16 protein-coding genes are annotated in these 19,092 nt (G+C 65.0%); 9 read left to right on the forward strand and 7 right to left on the reverse strand.

Translation table 11 applies throughout. The features are described from left to right. Positions 1–38: 38 nt before the first annotated feature. Positions 39–953: a LysR substrate-binding domain-containing protein gene (locus tag DVB37_RS21250; protein WP_120156707.1), complete on the reverse strand. Its 915-nt coding sequence runs from the start codon at positions 951–953 to the stop codon at positions 39–41. A gap of 136 nt (positions 954–1,089) precedes the next feature. Between DVB37_RS21250 and DVB37_RS21255 the strand changes: the two genes are divergently transcribed. Continuing rightward, complete coding sequence (locus DVB37_RS21255) at positions 1,090–2,772, forward strand: thiamine pyrophosphate-binding protein (RefSeq protein WP_104144564.1); 1,683 nt, start codon at positions 1,090–1,092, stop codon at positions 2,770–2,772. 137 nt (positions 2,773–2,909) lie between these two features. Beyond that, positions 2,910–4,103, forward strand: coding sequence for an acyl-CoA dehydrogenase (locus DVB37_RS21260; RefSeq protein ID WP_006221118.1), 1,194 nt, complete (start codon positions 2,910–2,912; stop codon positions 4,101–4,103). A 127-nt stretch (positions 4,104–4,230) separates the two neighbouring features. Here the strand turns inward: DVB37_RS21260 and DVB37_RS21265 are convergent, their stop codons facing one another. The 5 genes from DVB37_RS21265 to DVB37_RS21285 all read right to left on the reverse strand — a co-directional run bounded on the left by DVB37_RS21265 (position 4,231) and on the right by DVB37_RS21285 (position 10,301). After that, positions 4,231–4,674, reverse strand: a complete 444-nt coding sequence (locus tag DVB37_RS21265) for a MaoC family dehydratase (RefSeq protein WP_046804439.1) — start codon at positions 4,672–4,674, stop codon at positions 4,231–4,233. A gap of 80 nt (positions 4,675–4,754) precedes the next feature. After that, entirely contained in the window at positions 4,755–6,029 is a 1,275-nt protein-coding gene (gene boxA, locus DVB37_RS21270) for a benzoyl-CoA 2,3-epoxidase subunit BoxA (protein ID WP_120156708.1), read from the reverse strand. Between the two features lie 54 nt (positions 6,030–6,083). Further along, positions 6,084–7,511 (reverse strand): benzoyl-CoA 2,3-epoxidase subunit BoxB, encoded by a 1,428-nt coding sequence (gene boxB / locus DVB37_RS21275; RefSeq protein WP_006221121.1) that lies wholly within the window; start codon positions 7,509–7,511, stop codon positions 6,084–6,086. Positions 7,512–7,586: 75 nt separating this feature from the next. Next, a complete protein-coding gene (gene boxC / locus DVB37_RS21280; RefSeq protein WP_120156709.1) occupies positions 7,587–9,275 on the reverse strand; it encodes a 2,3-epoxybenzoyl-CoA dihydrolase in 1,689 nt (562 codons plus the stop codon). A 117-nt stretch (positions 9,276–9,392) separates the two neighbouring features. Continuing rightward, complete coding sequence (locus tag DVB37_RS21285; RefSeq protein ID WP_046804436.1) at positions 9,393–10,301, reverse strand: helix-turn-helix transcriptional regulator; 909 nt, start codon at positions 10,299–10,301, stop codon at positions 9,393–9,395. A gap of 201 nt (positions 10,302–10,502) precedes the next feature. On the opposite strand from DVB37_RS21285, the gene DVB37_RS21290 reads away from it, so the two are divergent. The 7 genes from DVB37_RS21290 (at position 10,503) to DVB37_RS21320 (ending at position 17,340) form a co-directional block, all read left to right on the forward strand. Beyond that, entirely contained in the window at positions 10,503–10,979 is a 477-nt protein-coding gene (locus DVB37_RS21290) for a DUF4863 family protein (protein ID WP_120156710.1), read from the forward strand. Positions 10,980–11,049: 70 nt separating this feature from the next. After that, positions 11,050–12,594: a benzoate-CoA ligase family protein gene (locus DVB37_RS21295; protein ID WP_120156711.1), complete on the forward strand. Its 1,545-nt coding sequence runs from the start codon at positions 11,050–11,052 to the stop codon at positions 12,592–12,594. 81 nt (positions 12,595–12,675) lie between these two features. Then, positions 12,676–13,836, forward strand: a complete 1,161-nt coding sequence (locus DVB37_RS21300; protein WP_046804433.1) for an ABC transporter substrate-binding protein — start codon at positions 12,676–12,678, stop codon at positions 13,834–13,836. 25 nt (positions 13,837–13,861) lie between these two features. Beyond that, positions 13,862–14,743 (forward strand): branched-chain amino acid ABC transporter permease, encoded by an 882-nt coding sequence (locus DVB37_RS21305; RefSeq protein ID WP_104144568.1) that lies wholly within the window; start codon positions 13,862–13,864, stop codon positions 14,741–14,743. A gap of 2 nt (positions 14,744–14,745) precedes the next feature. Beyond that, positions 14,746–15,843 carry a branched-chain amino acid ABC transporter permease gene (locus DVB37_RS21310; protein WP_240433952.1) on the forward strand — a complete coding sequence of 366 codons (1,098 nt, stop codon included), beginning with the start codon at positions 14,746–14,748 and terminating at the stop codon, positions 15,841–15,843. Beyond that, positions 15,836–16,642, forward strand: a complete 807-nt coding sequence (locus tag DVB37_RS21315; protein WP_104144569.1) for an ABC transporter ATP-binding protein — start codon at positions 15,836–15,838, stop codon at positions 16,640–16,642. Before DVB37_RS21310 ends, DVB37_RS21315 begins: the two co-directional genes overlap by 8 nt. Continuing rightward, positions 16,612–17,340 carry an ABC transporter ATP-binding protein gene (locus DVB37_RS21320; protein ID WP_120156712.1) on the forward strand — a complete coding sequence of 243 codons (729 nt, stop codon included), beginning with the start codon at positions 16,612–16,614 and terminating at the stop codon, positions 17,338–17,340. Before DVB37_RS21315 ends, DVB37_RS21320 begins: the two co-directional genes overlap by 31 nt. Before the next feature lie 21 nt (positions 17,341–17,361). Here the strand turns inward: DVB37_RS21320 and DVB37_RS21325 are convergent, their stop codons facing one another. Next, positions 17,362–18,921 carry an acetolactate synthase large subunit gene (locus DVB37_RS21325; RefSeq protein ID WP_120156713.1) on the reverse strand — a complete coding sequence of 520 codons (1,560 nt, stop codon included), beginning with the start codon at positions 18,919–18,921 and terminating at the stop codon, positions 17,362–17,364. Positions 18,922–19,092 lie beyond the last annotated feature (171 nt).

Consider the following 19,092-nt stretch of genomic DNA (forward strand, 5'->3'; position numbering starts at 1 on the left):
CAGGCTCGAAAGCCGAGGGCGCGTCGGGCAGCCGGCGGTTATCGTTCCCCGACGCCCGCCGCCGCGGACTTCAGCCAGGCTTCAAACAGCTTCAGTGCGTCGGAGCGTTCGCTGCGCTGTGGATAGCCAAAGTAATACCCCTGGCTGACGGTCAGCGACTGCGGCTCCGGCATGGCCAGCGTGCCCTGGTCCAGCGCGGGCTGCGCCAGAAAGCGCGGCATCAGCCCCACCCCCAAGCCGGCCTGCACCGCCGCCATCACCATGGTGAACAGCTCATAGCGCGGGCCGCCCGCCGCCTGCGGGCCATAAAGATGGTTATTGGCGCCGTACCACTGGCGCCAGGCGTCCGGCCGCGAGGCCAGGTGTAGATGCGTCATGCCCGCCAGCACGCTGACCCCGGCTTGCGCCGTCTTGGCGGCCCGGGCGGCCAGCGCCGGCGCGCACACCGGCACCAGTTCGCGCTCGGGAAACAGCAACACGCCCTGGGTGCCGGGCCACAGGCCGTCGCCGTGATACAGCGCGCCGTCAAACGGCTGGTCCTTGAACTGAAACGGCAAGGTGCGCACCGACAGGCTGACGGTGATGTCCGCGTGCGCGTCCTGGAAATCGGCCAGTCGCGGGATCAACCACGTGGTGGCCAGCGTGGGCACCACCGCGATATGGATGCTGCGCCCCATGCCCGTACGGCTGACCAGCCCGAAGGTGTCTTTCTCGATCTGGTCCAGATGGTGACGGATGCGTCCCGCGTATTCGGCGCCGTGATCGGTCAGCACGATGCGCCGGCGCACGCGGGTGAACAGTTGCACGCCCAGGCGTGCTTCCAGGCTGGCCACCTGGCGGTAGACCGCGCTGTGCGTCAGGGACAGTTCTTCGGCCGCCCGGGAAAAGCTGCCCAGCCGGGCCGATGCCTCGAACGCCTGCAAGGCGGTCAAATTGGGGATGCCGTTTCTCATGGACCAAACTGCCTGAAAGCCAACAGGGCACTACGTGCCGGGGAATCAATAGATTGTGCAATTTTATCAATTGCGTTGTGCGGCCAGGGCACATATCCTCGGGAGTCTTATCCTCGGCTACCCACGACACCCCACCATGTCTCAGCAAGATTCCCGCCTTGGCGGTCACATTCTGGTCGACCAACTGGTCGCCCAGGGCGTCAAACACGTTTTCTGCGTTCCCGGCGAGAGCTACCTGGCGGTGCTGGACGGCCTGCACGACGCGGACATCAAAGTGACGGTGTGCCGTCAGGAAGGCGGCGCGGCCATGATGGCCGACGCGCACGGCAAGCTGACCGGCGAACCCGGCATCTGCATGGTGACCCGTGGCCCGGGCGCGTCCAACGCGCTGGCCGGCGTGCACATTGCCAAGCAGGATTCCACGCCGCTGATCCTGTTCGTGGGCCAGATCGAACGGGGCATGCGCGAACGCGAAGCCTTTCAGGAAATGGACTACCGCGCCGTCTTCGGCACGCAGGCCAAGTGGGTCACCGAGATCGATCAGGTCGAACGCATCCCCGAACTGATCTCGCGCGCGTTCCACATCGCCACGTCGGGCCGTCCCGGCCCCGTCGTGATTGCGCTGCCCGAAGACATGCTGGTCGAAGCGGCCAAGGTGGCCGACGCCCCGCGCTATGAGTTGATCGAATCCTCCCCCACGGCCGGCCAGTTGGCCGACCTGGAAAAGTTGCTGGCCGACGCCAAGAACCCCGTCGCCATCCTGGGCGGCACCCGCTGGGACGCCCGCGCGGTGCAGCAGTTTGCCGACTTCGCGCAGCGCCATGCGCTGCCCACGGCGGTGTCGTTCCGCCGCCAGATGTTGTTCCCGGCAGACCACCCGTGCTTTATCGGCGACGTGGGCCTGGGCATCAACCCGGCGCTGCTCAAGCGCGTGGCCGACGCCGACCTGATCCTGCTGGTGGGCGGCCGCATGTCCGAAAACCCCAGCCAGGCCTACACGCTGCTGGACATCCCTGTCCCGAAGCAAAAGCTGGTGCACGTGCATCCCGACACCGCCGAACTCGGCCGCGTCTACCGCGCCACGCTGGCCATCAACACGTCGCCCGCCGCGTTCGCCGAATCGCTGGGCGGCCTGAAGGCGCCGGCCAAGCCCGTGTGGGCGGAAGGCACGCAAGCCATGCGCGAGTCGTACCTGAAATGGAGCGACCCGGAAACCATCACGACGCCGGGCGCGCTGCAAATGGGCCAGGTCATGGCCTATCTGGAAAAGACGCTGCCGGCCGACGCCATCATGACCAACGGCGCGGGCAACTACGCCACCTGGCTGCATCGCTTCCACCGCTTCACGCGTTTTGGCACGCAGTTGGCGCCGACGTCGGGCTCGATGGGCTATGGCCTGCCCGCGGCAGTGGGCGCCAAGCGCGTCTGGCCCGACAAGACGGTTGTCTGCTTTGCCGGCGACGGCTGCTTCCTGATGCACGGCCAGGAATTTGCCACCGCCGTCCAGTACGACCTGCCCATCATCGTGGTGCTGGTCGACAACGGCATGTACGGCACCATCCGCATGCACCAGGAAAAGCACTATCCCGGCCGCGTGTCCGCGACCGAACTGAAAAACCCGGACTTTGCCGACTACGCGCGCGCCTTTGGCGGCCACGGCGAACGCGTGGAAACCACCGAACAATTCGGCCCGGCTTTCGAACGCGCGCTGGCCAGCGGCAAGCCGGCCATCCTGCACTGCTTCATCGACCCCGAAACCATCACCCCGTCGACGACCTTGGAAAAGATCCGCGACGCGGCGCTCAAAGCCCAGCACTAATACCCCCTGATCCGGCCGGCAATCCAGCGGCGCGCTCCCCCGCGCGCCGCCCTCGGAAACCCGAACTTGCCGCCCGAATTATTTTAGGTTTAAACTTTCTAGATTCCGAATACGGAAATCCATAGCGGAGACCCAGCATGTCCTCGAATCCTTCTTTTCAATGGCAAGATCCCCTGTTGCTGGACCAGCAACTGACCGAAGAAGAACGCATGGTGCGCGATGCCGCCTATGCCTATTCGCAGGACAAGCTTGCCCCCCGCGTGCTGAACGCCTTCCGCAACGAGAAGACCGATCCGGAAATCTTCTCGGAAATGGGCGAACTCGGCCTGCTGGGCGCCACCATTCCTGAAGCCTACGGCGGCGCCGGCATGAACTATGTCAGCTACGGCCTGATCGCCCGCGAAGTCGAACGCATCGACTCCGGCTACCGCTCGATGATGAGCGTGCAGTCGTCGCTGGTGATGGTGCCGATCAACGAATTCGGCAGCGAAGCGCAAAAGCAGAAGTACCTGCCCAAGCTGGCTCGCGGCGAATGGATCGGGTGCTTCGGCCTGACCGAACCGAACCACGGCTCCGACCCCGGCGGCATGGAAACCCGCGCCGTCAAGACGTCCGACGGCTACAAGATTTCCGGCAACAAGATGTGGATCACCAACTCGCCCATCGCGGACGTGTTCGTGGTGTGGGCCAAGTGCGTTGGCGGCGACTTCGACGGCAAGATCCGCGGCTTCATCCTGGACAAGGGCATGAAGGGCCTGTCGGCCCCCGCCATCCACGGCAAGGTCGGCCTGCGCGCGTCGATCACCGGCGAAATCGTCATGGACGAAGTGGAAGTGTCCGAAGACCAGATGATGCCCGGCGTGTCCGGCCTGAAGGGTCCGTTCACCTGCCTGAACTCTGCCCGCTACGGCATCGCCTGGGGCGCTGTCGGCGCCGCCGAAGCCTGCTGGCATACCGCCCGCCAGTACACGCTGGACCGCAAGCAGTTCGGCCGCCCGCTGGCCGCCAACCAGCTGATCCAGAAGAAGCTGGCCGACATGCAAACCGAAATCACGCTGGCCCTGCAAGGCTGCCTGCGTTTGGGCCGCATGAAGGACGAAGGCACCGCCGCCGTCGAAATCACGTCCATCATGAAGCGCAACTCCTGCGGCAAGGCGCTGGACATTGCCCGCCTGGCTCGCGACATGCTCGGCGGCAACGGCATTTCGGATGAATTCGGCGTGGCCCGCCACCTGGTGAACCTGGAAGTGGTCAACACCTACGAAGGCACCCACGACGTGCACGCCCTGATCCTGGGCCGCGCGCAAACGGGCATCCAGGCGTTCTATTGATCGCTTGATCCGTTGATGGATCGATCGCTTGCCGGTTCGCCGGCTTGAATGCAAAAACCGCCTTCGGATGAAGGCGGTTTTTTTTTGGGCGCGCGGCACACGGCACCCGGCGCGCGGACCCGTTGTTTTAGTTTTCGCCCGACAGATCAAACAGGCTTGTCGCGTCCAGTTCCAGCACGCCTTCGTCGTGCTGATTGATGACCGTCCAGGCCCACGTGATGATGCCCAGGTCCGGGCGCGATGACGACGTGCGCGCGCCTTGCACGCGCGCTTCCAGGCGCAGCGTATCGCCGGGGCGCACCGGCGTGCGCCAGCGCACTTCGCCCAGGCCGGGCGAACCAAACGATTCGGAATCGTGCAGCGCGGCGTCCACCGCCATCCGCATCGCCAACGCGCACGTGTGCCAACCGCTTGCGATCAGCCCACCCCAGCGCCCTTCCGCCGCGCGCTGCGGGTCGGTGTGGAACCATTGCGGGTCGAATTTGCGAGCAAACTCCAGGATCTCGGCTTCGGTCACGGTGATGGGACCGGCCTTGATCAGCATGCCGTCCTTGAATTCAGCGAACTTCATTTGTTTTTTTCCCCCGGAATAACAAGCGGCGCGCTCAAGGCGCGCCGTGGTCTTCACGTATGTCACGCTGGTGAATGACGCTAATAGGTCTCGAAATGCAGGCGCCCTTCGCGGCGCAGCACCTCGTGCAGGATAGACCAATCCTGCCCCGATTGCATCGTCACATCACGCAAGGCGTCCAGCACGCCGACTTCCATTCCCTTCAAGCCGCAGACATAGATACAGGTGTTGCGATCCGCTAGCAAATCGCACACTTGCGCCGCTCGATCGCGGATCAGATCCTGCACATAACGCTTGGGCTGGCCGGGCTCTCGCGATAGCGCCAGATTGATATCGATGAAGTCGCGCGGCAGCTTCATCAACGGCCCGAAGTACGGCAGCTCGCGCTCGGTGCGGGCGCCGAAGAACAGCATCAGCCTGCCGTTTTCGCCGGAGTCGATGCGGCGCCGGTAGCGCTCGGTCATGGCGCGCATCGGCGCCGAACCCGTGCCGGTGCAGATCATGATGAGGTTGGCGCGCGGGTGGTTCGGCATCAGGAACGTATGCCCAAAGGGGCCGATGACTTGCACGGTATCGTTCTTGGCCAGATCGCACAGGTAGTTGGAACACACGCCGTGCGCCGCCGCGCCGCCGTGGTCTTCGGTAACGCGCTTTACCGTCAACGACAGATTGTTGTAGCCCGCGCGTTCGCCATCGCGCGGGCTGGCCAATGAATACTGGCGCGCATGATGCGGGCGGCCCTGGGCGTCGACCCCGGGCGGAAGAATGCCGATCGATTGCCCTTCCAGCACGGGAAACGGCAGTTCGCCAAAATCCAGCACGATGTGGTGAATATCGCTTTCGGTATCGGCGCCCGTCACGCGGTAGTTGCCCACCACCGTGGCCGTCATCGGCGCCTTGTGCGTGTACAGGTTGACGTAGGGATGCGCCGCCGACCACGGCGGCACGGACGCGCCGGCCGGGGTGAAGGACGCTTGCACGGGCGCTGCGGCAAGCGTTTCGGCGGCCTGCGACAACGGCGAATCCAACGATGCGTCGGCGCCTTCGATCGGGGTCGATGTCGGGCTTGCCGCCGGCAGCGCCTTTTCCTTGGGCAGCTCTTCCCAGCCGAACTGCTCTTGCACCGAATACGCTTCGCTGCGCACCATCAGCCGCCAGTTATCGATGGACCCGGTGGGGCACGGCGGCACACAGGCCATGCAGCCATTGCAGATGTCCGGGTCCACCACGTAGTTGTTGGAATCGTGCGTGATGGCGTCGACCGGGCAGGTTTCTTCGCACGTATTGCAGCGAATGCAGATCTCGGGGTCGATCAGGTGCTGCTTGAGCACATCTACGGGTAATGGGGCGTTCATCGCGGTCTTCCCAATGCGCGGGCGGGCGGCACGCGCGCGCCGCCCCCTTCGCCTTCAGTTGAAACGGACGTAGTCAAAGTTGACCGGCTGGCGGTTGATGCCCATGACGGGCGGCGCGATCCAGTTGGCGAACTTGCCCGGTTCGGTGACGCGCCCCATCAACGACGCCACAAAGGCGCGGTCCTCGGGCGTGGGCAGCCACTTGTGGCTGTTGGCCTGCCATTGTGATTCAGACAGGATTTCGCCTTCGGGCGACATGCGGATGCCGGCCAGCGTGCCGATCTGGCGGTTGAACGCCTTGTGCGGCACGTGCAGCCGGAACGGGATGCCGCTTTTCTCGATGACCTTGTTCCAGCGGCCGATCCCCGCCACGGAGTCGCGGATGAAATCATCGCGCAGCACTTCGTTCAGCGCATTCAGCATGGGCACCTCGACCTCGTTCAGCTTGCCGTTGTTCACGGTCAGCACGCGGTAGGTGTCGTTCTTCAATTGATGGTCGTCGGTGCGCTTGGACTCTTCGTAGCGGCCCTTCAGGCCCGAGCCATAGAAGATGGCGGCGTTGGAAGACTGGTCGGCGCCGAACAGATCGATGGTGACGCTGTAGTGAAAGTTCAGGTAGCGCTGGATGGTGGGCAGGTCGATTACACCGGCGGCGCGCACGCTTTCCGGGTCGTCCGTCTTCAATTGGTTCATGACTTCGCAAGTGCGCTGGATCACGCGCGAAATGCCCGATTCACCCACGAACATGTGGTGCGCTTCTTCGGTCAGCATGAACTTCGTGGTGCGTGCCAGCGGGTCGAAGCTGGACTCGGCCAACGCGCATAACTGGAACTTGCCATCGCGGTCGGTGAAATACGTGAACATGTAGAACGCCAGCCAGTCCGGCGTTTTTTCGTTGAAGGCGCCCAGGATGCGCGGGTTGTCGGCATCGCCCGACGTGCGCTGCAACAGCGCATCGGCTTCTTCGCGGCCATCGCGGCCAAAGTAGCGATGCAGCAGATACACCATGGCCCACAGGTGGCGGCCTTCTTCGACGTTGATCTGGAACAGGTTGCGCAGGTCGTACTGCGACGGCGCGGTCAGGCCCAGGTGGCGTTGCTGCTCAATCGACGCGGGTTCGGTGTCGCCCTGCGTGACGATGATGCGGCGCAGGTTGGCGCGATGCTCGCCGGGCACGTCCTGCCAGACGTCGCGGCCCATGTTTTCGCCAAAGTGAATCTTGCGCTGGCCGTCTTGCGGCGCCAGGAAAATGCCCCAGCGGTAATCCGGCATGCGCACGTGGTTGAAGTTGGCCCAGCCGTCGGGTTCAACGCTGACGGCGGTGCGCAGGTACACGTCAAAACCGTGCGAGCCGTCCGGCCCCATGTCTTGCCACCATTGCAGGTAGTTGGGTTGCCAGTGTTCCAGCGCGCGTTGCAAGGTGCGGTCGCCGGACAGGTTGACGTTATTGGGGATCTTATCGGTGTAGTTGATTCCAGACATGTCTCGCTCCTTGTTTGTTTTCGGGTCCGCGCTGTTGGTACGCGCTTTTAGCCCGCATTCCCAGCCCGTGCAGGCTCAGACGCGATTCCAGTCGAACGTGGCCTGCTCGCCCTTTCCGTAGAGCTTCAACGCGCCCTTGTCGCCGGCCGCGTTGGGGCGGTTGAAGATCCAGTTCTGCCACGCGGTCAGGCGCCCGAAGATGCGCGTTTCCATCGTTTCCTTGCCACCGAAACGCAGGTTGGCTTCCAGCCCCGTCAATGCGTCGGGCGATAGCGCGCGGCGCTCTTCCAGCATCATTCGCACTTCGTCGTCCCAGTCGATGCTGTCCGGCGCGTAGGTCACCAGGCCCAGGTCCAACGCGTCGGTGGCGGACAACGGCTGGCCGGCCCGGCCGCGCACGGCTTCCAGCGGCGCGGTCTCTTCATAGAAACGACGTTGCAGGCGGCTTTGGCCATTGACCATCGGATAAGCGCCGAAATTGCGTTCGCCCACGACGATGTGCGCGTTGGGCGCATCCGGTTCGGCGTCGTTGTCCAGCATGTAGCTGCGGTCGGCGGCCAGCGCCAATTCCAGCAAGGTGCCCACAAAGCAGGAACCCGGTTCGATCAGCGCGAACAGACTGCGCGACGTGACATCCAGCCGGGCCAGCGTACGGCGCAACATGCCCGCGGTTTCGCGCACAAACCAATGCGTGGCGTGGCGTTGCAGCGCGGCGTCGGCGGCCAGCACGGCGTCGGCGTCGCCCTCGGTCTTGAAGATCCAGGTGCCGATGTCCAGCTCGTTGGTGCGCATGGACAGGATGGCGTCGTCCAGTTCGCGCGCCATTTGCAGCGGCCACCAAGCGGCGCCCGCCGTAACGATGTCGTCCAGTTCGGATTGCACCGGTTCCTGGGGCGCGCGCACGGTCCAGGTGGCCAGACGCTTGTCGCGATCAAGGTGGATATCGACGTAGCGATACGACAGACGATCGGGGGTTTCGGTGCGTTCGATGGGCGTCAGCGCAATGCCGTGCTCGCCTGCCTGGCGGTCGCTGGTGTCGGCCAGCGCCAGCGCGCGCTCGCGCACCGCTTCTTCAAAGCGGGCGGGCTTGACCACGTCGTCCACCAAACGCCAGTCCTTGGCGCGCTGGCCACGCACGCCTTCAACCAGCGTGCAGAAGATGTCGGCGTGGTCATGGCGCACGCGGCGCTTGTCGGTCACGCGGGTCAGGCCGCCGGTGCCGGGCAGCACGCCCAGCAGCGGCACTTCGGGCAAGGCCACCGACGACGATCGATCGTCCACCAGCAGGATTTCGTCGCAGGCCAACGCCAGCTCGTAGCCGCCACCCGCGCAGGCGCCGTTCAGCGCCGCAATGAATTTCAAACCGCTATGGCGGCTGGAGTCTTCAATGCCGTTGCGCGTTTCGTTGGTGAACTTGCAGAAGTTGACCTTCCACGCGTGCGACGACAAGCCCAGCATGAAGATGTTGGCGCCCGAACAGAAGATGCGGTCTTTCATGCTGGTGACCACCACGCTTTTCACTTCGGGGTGCTCGAAGCGAATGCGTTGCAGGGCGTCGTGCAGTTCGATGTCCACGCCCAGGTCGTACGAATTGAGCTTGAGCTTGTAGCCGGGGCGCAGGCCGCCGTCTTCGGCCACGTCCATGGCCAGCGTTGCAACGGGGCCGTCAAACGTCAGGCGCCAGTGGCGGTACAGGTCGGGCCGGGTGCGGAAATCAACGCGGGCCTCGGGCCGGGTTTCATGGCCGTTTGCGGTGCTGCTCATGGTGTGTCTCCTCGTACGCCCTGCCTGGACAGGAAAAATACTGCATCACATGAATTATTGTGCAGATTAGTTCAGGCAAAAACGCACGTCAAGCGAGACATGCATAAAAGTGCAGATTTATAGCGGCAGGCCGCAGGCCTTTCGAACCTGGGTGCGCAGGCCGGCAAAGCTTTCCTGGACTTCCAGGTTGCTGGTGACCCACGTCAGGTCGGCCTTGGCGTAGAAGGCTTCCCGCCCGGCAAGGATGCGCTTGAGATCGGCCATGGCTTCGTTGTTGCCAGACATGGGGCGGAAGTCGCCTTGCGCCATGACGCGGCCCATGTGTTCTTCGGGCGTGGCGCGCAGCCAAACCGTGTAGCAATGGGCCAGCAGCAGGTTCAACGTGGCCGGTTCGGATACCAGCCCCCCGGGGGTGGCCAGCACCATTTCGGGATAGATCTGCACGGCCTCTTCCAGCGCGCGCCGTTCGTAGCGGCGATAGGCGTTGGGGCCGTACAGGTTATGGATTTCAAGAATGCTGCACCCGGCCACGCGTTCGATCTCGCGGTTCAGCTCGACAAAGGGGTAGCCCAGGTCGTCGGCCAGCATCTGGCCCAGGGTGGACTTGCCCGCCCCACGCAGCCCAATCAGCGCGACACGCTGCGTGCGGTTGGGCCGCTGCGCGCCCGCCCCCACGCCAAACAGCTGGGTCAGCGCCTCGCGTGCGCGTTGCAGGTCGGATTCCGTGCGTCCGCTGAGCAGTTCGCGGATCAGCAGCCAATCGGGCGACTCCGTGGTGACGTCGCCCACCAGTTCGGCCAGCGCGCAATTGAAGGCGCGCGCAATCTGCAACAGCACCAGGATAGACGCGTTGCCCACCCCGTGTTCCAGATTGGCCAGATGCCGTTCAGACACCCCCGTCACCTGCGACAGACCCTTGCGCGTCATGCCGCGTATGGCTCTAAGGCGGCGCACCCGCTCGCCTAAAGCCACCAGGAAAGCTTCCCGCCTGGGTTCGGTTGGCGCCGCATCTAGCGCTTGATTCATGTTTGGCTGACTCCGCAAATACCCTGATAAGCCTTGTTTTATGCACTATAGTGCTTGACCCTTTCGTATGGAAGCACTATTTTTCCTTCCAGGCAGTTCCAAGCGGTCATCGCGCATTAAAGCGGCAATAAAGCGCCATTGAAGCAGCACTGAAGTTCATGCCGCATTCCAAAGCGCCGACAGTGTAAAGGAGGAGTCCCGGTGAGCACGCCAGATCAATTCCATGCCCTGATGCAAGCGGCCACGCGGCTGGTGGCCGACGAGCCGCTGGATGCCGGGTTGCAGGCGAAGCTGAACCGCGAGGCCGGCCCCACCAGCGCGCTGTACCAGCAGATCTTCGCCGCCTGTAAGCAAGGCGTGGCCGACGGCTGGATGTGCAACCGCGAAGGCGGCGGCATCCGCTACGGACGCGTCATCAAGCCGGCCGACGACCTGGGCGGCTGCTCGGTCGATGTCGTGGACATGGATGACCTGGCCGGCCCGCACCACGCCCATCCCAATGGCGAAATCGACCTGATCATGCCGCTGACCGCCGACGCCCGCTTTGACGGCCACGGCGCCGGCTGGCTGGTCTACGGCCCCGGCAGCGCGCACAGCCCCACCGTAACGCAAGGCCGCGCACTGGTGCTGTACCTGCTGCCCGGCGGCGCCATCGAGTTCACGCGGCCCGTCAGCTAGCCCCCGCTTGCCGCCCGGCGACAAAAAAACATAGCCCGGGCGGGCCCCACCAGGACATCAGGAGACAACCGTGAACACCTGCCCCGCAGAATTGAACTTTGCCAGCCATCTGGCGGCGCTGAACGCCTCACGCGCCGACAAACCCGCCTACATCGACGACACGCGCCAGCTGACTTATGGGCAGTTGGCAGAACGCGTGGCGCGCATGGCCGGCGCCTTGCGCGGGCTGGGCCTGCGCCGCGAAGAACGCATCCTGCTGCTGATGCAGGACACGGTCGATTGGCCCGTCGTGTTCCTGGGCGCGCTGCACGCGGGCGTGGTGCCGGTGGCCGTCAACACCTTGCTGACGCCGGATGACTATGCCTACATCGTGACGCACAGCCGCGTGCGCGCCGTGTTCGTGTCGGATGCGTTGCTGCCAACGCTGCAAGCCGCGTTGGCGCAATCGCCGGCAGATGTGGAGCATGTGGTGACCACTCAGGACGTTGAAGCCCTGCTGGCCGACGCCCCGCGGGCCGACGCCCCGCTCGCCCCCGCCGTGCGCACGCTGTCCGATGAAATCGCCTTCTGGCTGTATTCGTCGGGCTCCACCGGCAAGCCCAAGGGCGTGGTGCACACGCACGGCAACCTGTGGCACACCGCCGAACTGTATGCCAAGCCCGTGCTGGGCATCCGCGAAGACGATGTGGTGTTTTCCGCCGCCAAGCTGTTCTTCGCCTACGGCCTGGGCAACGGCTTGACCTTTCCGTTGTCGGTCGGCGCCACGGTCATCCTGATGGGCGAACGCCCCACGCCGCAAGCCGTTTTCCAACGGCTGACGCGGCACCGCCCCACCGTGTTCTACGGCGTGCCCACCTTGTACGCCAGCATGCTGGCATCGCCCGACCTGCCGCCGCGCGATCAGGTCGCGCTGCGGGTCTGCACGTCGGCCGGCGAAGCCTTGCCGCGCGACATCGGCGAACGCTTCACGCGGCACTTCGGCTGCGAGATTCTGGACGGCATCGGTTCCACCGAGATGCTGCACATCTTCATCTCAAACCAGACCGGACAACTGCGCTATGGCACCACCGGCAAGCCCGTGCCGGGATACGAGGTGCAACTGCGTGACGACAACGGCGCGCCGGTCGCGCCGGGCGCCATCGGCGACCTCTACATCAAAGGCCCCAGCGCCGCGCTGATGTACTGGAACAACCGCGACAAGACGCGCCAATGCTTCCTGGGCGACTGGCTCAAAAGCGGCGACAAATACACCTGCGACGCCGACGGCTACTACACCTACGCCGGCCGCAGCGACGACATGATCAAGGTCAGCGGCCAATACGTGTCGCCTGTTGAAGTCGAGAACATCCTGGTGCAGCACGAAGCCGTGCTGGAAGCCGCGGTGATCGGCGTGCCCGACCACGACGGCCTGGTCAAGACCAAGGCGTACGTCGTGCTGCGCCCCGGCTTCGAACCCGACGCCCAGACCGGCGCCGCGTTGCAGCACTACGTGAAGCAGCATCTGGCGCCGTTCAAGTACCCGCGCCAGATCGACTTCACCGAAGAACTGCCCAAGACCGCCACGGGAAAAATCCAGCGCTTTCGGCTGCGCCAGCTGGAAGAAGCCACGCTATGAAGTCCGCTTGCCGACACTCTCGGCGCGCGGACTAACCCCGGCCGGCTTTGCGCCAGCCCATGATAAGCACGGAGACAAACCATGAACCACGCCCTGACCCAGGCTGCGATTGCCGCGGCCTTGACGCTAGCCGCCACCAGCGCGCAAGCCGCCGACAAGCTCAAAGTGGGCTTCATGCTGCCCTATAGCGGCACCTACGCCGCGCTGGGCAACGCCATCGAAAACGGCTTCAAGCTGTACGTTGCCGAGCAAGGCGGCAAGCTGGGCGGGCGCGACATCGAATACTTCAAGGTCGACGATGAATCCAATCCGGCCAAGGCCGCTGAAAACGCCAACCGGCTGATCAAGCGCGACCAGGTCGACGTGCTGATCGGCACGGTGCATTCGGGCGTTGCGATGGCGCTGGCCAAGGCCGCCAAGGACAGCGACACCACGCTGATCGTGACCAACGCGGGCGCCAACGCCATCACCGGCCCGCTGTGCGGCCCCGGCATCTTCCGCACGTCGTTCACCAACTGGCAGCCCGCCTACGCCATGGGCCCCGTCGCCTACGGCAAGGGCCACAAGACCGCCGTCACCATCACCTGGAAATACGCGGCGGGCGATGAAGCCATCGGCGGCTTCAAGGAAGGCTTTGAAAAAGCGGGCGGCAAGGTCGTCAAGGAACTGAGCCTGCCATTTCCCAACGTGGAATTCCAATCGCTCCTGACCGAGATTGCCGCCACCAAGCCCGACATGGTGTTCACCTTCTTTGCGGGCGGCGGCGCGGTGAAGTTCGTGCAGGACTATCACGCCGCCGGCCTGGACAAGACCATTCCGCTGTATGGCTCGGGCTTCCTGACCGACGGCACCTTGCAGGCGCAGGGTGCTTCCGCACAAGGCCTGCTGACCACGCTGCACTATGCCGACGGCCTGAATACGCCGCGCGACAACGCGTTCCGCGCCGACTACGCCAAGAACTACAACGCCCCGCCCGACGTCTACGCCGTCCAGGGCTATGACGCGGCGCAGCTCATGCAATCGGGCCTGACGGCCGTCAAGGGCGACTTTGCCAAGAAGGCGGACTTTCGCAGCGCCATGCGCGGGGCGACGGTGGACAGCCCGCGCGGCCCGTTCACCTTGTCGGCGGCCGGCAACCCGGTGCAGGACATTTACCTGCGGCGCGTGGACGGCCTGGAGAACAAGGTGGTGGACGTCGCCGTGAAGAAGCTGGCCGACCCGGCCCGCGGCTGCAAGCTCTGACGCGACGCGGCCACAGGAGGGCCCCATGGACATCAGCATCCTGCTTATTCAAAGCCTGAACGCATTCCAGTACGGCTTGCTGCTGTTCCTGGTGGCCAGCGGCCTGACGCTGATCTTCGGCATCATGGGCATCATCAACCTGGCCCATGGCAGCTTCTACATGATCGGCGCCTACATGGCGTTTGCGCTGGGGCCGGTGGTGGACCGCTGGCTGGGCGGCGGCTTCCTCACCACGCTGGCCGTGTGCGTGGTGCTGGCTGGTGCTTTGGGCTATGTGCTGGAAGCCGCCTTCTTCAGCTACCTGTACCACCGCAACCACTTGCAGCAGGTGCTGATGACCTACGGGCTGATCCTGGTCTTTGAAGAACTGCGCAGCATTCTGGTGGGCAACGACGTGCACGGCGTGCCGTTGCCGGCGTGGCTGCAGGGCAGCATTTCCCTGGGCGGCGTGATGACGTATCCGGTCTACCGGCTGTTCATTTCTGCCGTCGGCATTGCGGTAGCGCTGCTGCTGTATTGGGTGATATCGCGCACCCGGCTGGGCATGATGCTGCGCGCCGGCGCCAGCAACCGCGAGATGACGGGGTCGCTGGGTATCGACGTCAACAAGCTGTACCGGCTGGTCTTCGCGGCCGGTGTGGCGTTGGCCGCGTTGGCCGGCACCATCGCCGCGCCCGTGTCGTCGGTGTACCCGGGCATGGGCAACGGCGTGCTGATCATCTGCTTCGTCGTGGTCGTGATCGGCGGCATCGGTTCCATACGCGGCGCCTTTTTGGCCGCGATGCTGGTGGGCTTTGTCGAAACCTTTGGCCAGGTGCTGTTTCCGTCGGCGGCGGGCGTGCTGGTGTATCTGCTGATGGCGTTCATTCTTCTATGCAAGCCCGAAGGGCTGTTCAAACAGGGCTAGCCATGCAGAAACTACTTCCCGTCGCAACGCTGCTGGCGCTGGCCGCCTTCGCGTTCAGCGGCAGCGACTACTACACCGGGCTGGCGATCAAGGTGATGATCTACGCCATCTTCGCGCTAAGCCTGCAATTGCTGGTCGGCGGAGCCGGTTTGGTCAGCCTGGGGCACGCGGCGTTCTTCGGCATCGGCGCCTACGTGGCGGCGTTGCTGTCACCGGAATCCGAGGCGGCAAGCCTGTGGTGGCTGCTGCCGGCGGCCCTGCTGGCGGCCGCGCTTTATGCGGTGGTGACGGGTGCGCTGGCGCTGCGCACGCGCGGCGTGTACTTCATCATGGTGACGCTGGCGTTTTCGCAGATGGCTTACTACGTCTTTCACGACACCAAAGTGGGCGGCGGCAGCGACGGCATCTATCTGTATTTCCGGCCCGAATTGGCGCTGGGCAGTTGGGTGCCGTTCGACCTGGGCACCGCCACCACGTTCTACTTTTTTGTACTCGCCTGCCTGGCCCTGACCTGGGGCTTCCTGGCGCTGCTGCGGCGCTCGCCGTTCGGGGCGGCGCTGGCAGGCATCCGCATCAACGAGCAGCGCATGCGCGCGGCCGGGTATTCCACGTATCCCTACAAGCTGACGGCGTATGTCGTGGGCGCCACGTTGGCGGGCCTGGCGGGGTTTTTGTTCGCGCTGAAAGACGGTTTTGTCACGCCGGAACTGTTGGCCTGGGAACAATCGGGGCTGGTGCTGTTGATGGTGATCCTGGGCGGCATGGCCAGCCTGGGAGGGGCGGTCATCGGCACCGTGGCGCTGGTGCTGATGCAAGAGCTGTTTCAGTCGCAAGCCTTGTTTGGCGACTACGCGCGCCATTGGCATCTGCCGCTGGGCATCGCCATCATCGCGCTGGTGGCCTTGCTGCCCAACGGCATCGCGGGCCTGCCCGCGCAATGGCGACAACGCCGCGATGCGCGAGTCGCGGCCGCACATGCCGCAGGGACGCATGCCGCAGGTTCGCCTGCCGTCTCTACGGTTCGCCTGCCGCAGGGACGCCTGCCGCAGGATCGCCTGCCGCAGGATCGCCTGCCCGTCCAAGGGGAACCTCATGTCTGATCTTCTGCTTGCCGCCACGGGCGTTACGCGGCGCTTTGGCGGGCTGACCGCCGTGAACGGCGTGTCCCTGTCGCTGGCGCGCGGGCAAGTGCACGCCGTCATCGGCACCAACGGCGCGGGCAAGTCCACGCTGATCAATATCCTGTCCGGCGAGCTTGCGCCCAGCAGCGGGCAGGTCATGCTGGGCGCACAGGACATTACCGCCTGGCGCCAACCGCAACGAGCCCGCGCCGGGCTGGGCCGCAGCTACCAGCGGTCCACGTTATTCCCCGAATTAAGCGTGTTCGAAAACTGCCGCCTGACCGCGCAGGCGGCACGCCAGCGCTTCTGGCATTGGTGGCGCCCAGCCGCCGACTGCCGCCGCAGCGCCGAGCTGGCGCACCACGCGCTGGAACGCACCGGCCTTGCCGGCGATGCCACGCGCACGGCCGGCCTGTTGCCACACGGCCGCAAGCGTCAGCTTGAAATCGCCATGTGCCTGGCGGGCGAGCCGCAGGTGTTGTTGCTGGACGAGCCCCTTGCCGGCATGGGGCCGGAAGAAACCGACCGCATCCTGGACCTGCTGCAAACATTGAAGACGGGCCACGCCATCCTGCTGGTCGAGCACGACATGGACGCGGTTTTTCGTATCGCCGAAACCATCACGGTAATGGTCAACGGCACCGCCATCGCCAGCGGCACGCCCGAGGCCATACGCGCCAACGCCGACGTGCGCACCGCCTACCTGGGTGAAGACGCCCAGCCCACCCACGCACCAGGAGCCGCCGCATGCACGCCATCGCAAACCACGACGCGCTGATCGAGGCCGGCGGCCTGCACGTGTACTACGGCGCCAGCCATGTGCTGCGCGGTGTCGACATGCACATCGCGCGCGGCGAATCCGTTGGGCTTGTCGGCCGCAACGGCATGGGCAAAACCACCTTGATCCGCAGCCTGATGGGCCAGGTCAAGAGCTCGCGCGGCCAGGTGCGCGTGGCCGGGCGCGATTGCACACGGGCGCCTGCGCACGCCATTGCACAACTGGGCGTGGCCTACGTGCCCGAAGGCCGAGGCATATTTCCAAATTTGAACGTACGCGAAAACCTGCAAGTGGCGGCGCGTGCCGGCGTGCGCGGCGGGCGCGATTGGACTTACGCGCGCGTGCTGGAGACCTTTCCCCGACTGCGCGAACGGCTGGGCCACGGCGGGCAGCAACTATCAGGAGGCGAACAGCAGATGCTGGCCATCGGACGCGCGCTGATGACCAACCCCGATCTGCTGATTCTGGACGAAGCCACCGAAGGGCTGGCCCCGCTGATCGTGGCCGAGATCTGGCGCATCATCCGCGAGATCCGCTTGACCGGCATGTCCACGCTGATCGTCGACCGCAACTATCGCGCGGTGCTCGAACACACCGACCGGTGTCTGGTGATGGAAAAAGGACTGATAGTCGAAGACGGCAATAGCGCGTCGCTGGCCCGGCAACCGGAACAGCTGACGCGCTATCTGGGCGTGTAGACGTACGCGCCCCGCCGTACTTCAGATGATGGCTTCGATCAGGAAGGGGCCACGGCGCTTGAGGCCGTCGGCCAGCGCGCGCGCGAAGCCTTCCACCGTATCCACGCTGACCGCCTCCACGCCCATGCCGCGCGCCAGGTGCGTCCAGTCCAGGTAGGGTTCTTCCAGATCCAGCATGCGGCGCGCATTGCGGCCGGGTTCCTCCACGCCCACGTTTTTCATCTCGCCGTGCAAGGTGGCGTAGGAACGGTTGGCCAGGATCACTGTCAGGCAGTCCAGGTTTTCGCGCGCCTGCGTCCACAGCGCCTGCAAGGTGTACATGCCGCTACCGTCGGCTTGCAGCGTGATGACCTTGCGGTCCGGGCACGCCACGGCCGCGCCCGTGGCCAGCGGCAGGCCGATACCGATTGCGCCGCCCGTCAGCATCAGCCAATCGTGCGGAGCGCTGCTGGCGCTGTAGATCGGAAATTCGCGGCCCTGCGTGATGGACTCATCGCACACGATGGCCTGCTCGGGCAAGGTATGCGCGATCAGGATGTTCACAGCGGCGCCCGTCAGCTTGCCCGAGGACGGCACCTCATAGGCGGCGGCCGGCGTGGCCAGGCGCGGCGCGTCGGCGGCAATGCCCAGTTCGTCGGCCAGCCATTCCAGCGCGTGGGCCAGGTCTTGTTCGGCCGAGGCCAGCACCACCTGATTGCTGTCAGCCGGGGCCAACAGGCTGGGCTTGCCGGGGTAAGCAAAAAACCCCACCGGCGCCTTCGCCCCTGCCAGCACCAGATGTTTGACGTCTTTCAGCTTGGCCACCGCAAGATCAATCGGATACGGCAAGCGATCGACCGGGGTGCGCGCGCCGCCGCGCTCGATGCGGCGGTTGGACGTTTCCGACATCAGGCGCACACCCGTCGCGCGGGCGATGCGCCCGGCGGCGTTCAGCGCGCGTTCGCGCAGCGCGGCGCCCCCCAGCATCAGCACGGTCACTTCGCCCGAACGGATCGCCGCGGCCGCCGCGCGCACGGCGTCGGCGGAAGTCTGCGCCAGCGCGGCATCCTTGACTTGTACGGGCGCGGGCGCGTTGTCGGGCAGATCGGTCCAGGCGGTGTCGGCCGGCAGGATCAACGTGGCGATATTGCCGGGCGCCTGCCGCGCCACGCCAATGGCTTCGGCGGCGTCCGCCGACACGGCAGCGGCCGTCATCGTGCGTTTGACCCAGTGCGACATCGGCCGCGCCACGCCTTCCACGTCGCTGGTCAGCGGCGCGTCGTATTGCACGTGATAAGTGGCGTGGTCGCCCACGATATTGACCATGGGCGTACGCGCGCGCTTGGCGTTGTGCAGGTTGGCCAGCCCGTTGCCCAGGCCAGGCCCCAAGTGCAGCAAGGTGGCGGCCGGCTTGTCGGCCATGCGCGCGTAACCGTCGGCAGCGCCCGTCACCACGCCTTCGAACAGACCCAGCACACACCGCATCCGGGGCTTGCGATCCAAAGCCGCGACGAAGTGCATTTCAGACGTGCCGGGGTTGGCAAAACACACGTCCACATCGTTGGCCAGCAAGGTATCGCAGAGACTGTCAGCGCCGTTCATGATTTTCCCTAGTCGTTTTCAATGGCGATGCGGGCGCATCCGCGCCCGCCTGATATGCATGATAGGTAGCGTATCAAAAACGCGATAGACCCATTTCAGCTTGCGGGCATGGAACCATTCCGGGATATGGCCGCCGCGTTCCGCCAGCCGGAATTAGCGCTGGCGTGACGG

The organism is Achromobacter sp. B7, assembly GCF_003600685.1.
Taxonomy (GTDB): Bacteria; Pseudomonadota; Gammaproteobacteria; order Burkholderiales; family Burkholderiaceae_B; genus Achromobacter; species Achromobacter spanius_B.

Coding starts and splice junctions, on each gene's coding strand:
- DVB37_RS21250 (WP_120156707.1), bottom strand. CDS start 953: ATGAGAAACGGCATCCCCAATTTGACCGCCTTGCAGGCGTTCGAGGCA.
- DVB37_RS21255 (WP_104144564.1), top strand. CDS start 1,090: ATGTCTCAGCAAGATTCCCGCCTTGGCGGTCACATTCTGGTCGACCAA.
- DVB37_RS21260 (WP_006221118.1), top strand. CDS start 2,910: ATGTCCTCGAATCCTTCTTTTCAATGGCAAGATCCCCTGTTGCTGGAC.
- DVB37_RS21265 (WP_046804439.1), bottom strand. CDS start 4,674: ATGAAGTTCGCTGAATTCAAGGACGGCATGCTGATCAAGGCCGGTCCC.
- boxA (WP_120156708.1), bottom strand. CDS start 6,029: ATGAACGCCCCATTACCCGTAGATGTGCTCAAGCAGCACCTGATCGAC.
- boxB (WP_006221121.1), bottom strand. CDS start 7,511: ATGTCTGGAATCAACTACACCGATAAGATCCCCAATAACGTCAACCTG.
- boxC (WP_120156709.1), bottom strand. CDS start 9,275: ATGAGCAGCACCGCAAACGGCCATGAAACCCGGCCCGAGGCCCGCGTT.
- DVB37_RS21285 (WP_046804436.1), bottom strand. CDS start 10,301: ATGAATCAAGCGCTAGATGCGGCGCCAACCGAACCCAGGCGGGAAGCT.
- DVB37_RS21300 (WP_046804433.1), top strand. CDS start 12,676: ATGAACCACGCCCTGACCCAGGCTGCGATTGCCGCGGCCTTGACGCTA.
- DVB37_RS21305 (WP_104144568.1), top strand. CDS start 13,862: ATGGACATCAGCATCCTGCTTATTCAAAGCCTGAACGCATTCCAGTAC.
- DVB37_RS21310 (WP_240433952.1), top strand. CDS start 14,746: ATGCAGAAACTACTTCCCGTCGCAACGCTGCTGGCGCTGGCCGCCTTC.
- DVB37_RS21315 (WP_104144569.1), top strand. CDS start 15,836: ATGTCTGATCTTCTGCTTGCCGCCACGGGCGTTACGCGGCGCTTTGGC.
- DVB37_RS21320 (WP_120156712.1), top strand. CDS start 16,612: ATGCACGCCATCGCAAACCACGACGCGCTGATCGAGGCCGGCGGCCTG.
- DVB37_RS21325 (WP_120156713.1), bottom strand. CDS start 18,921: ATGAACGGCGCTGACAGTCTCTGCGATACCTTGCTGGCCAACGATGTG.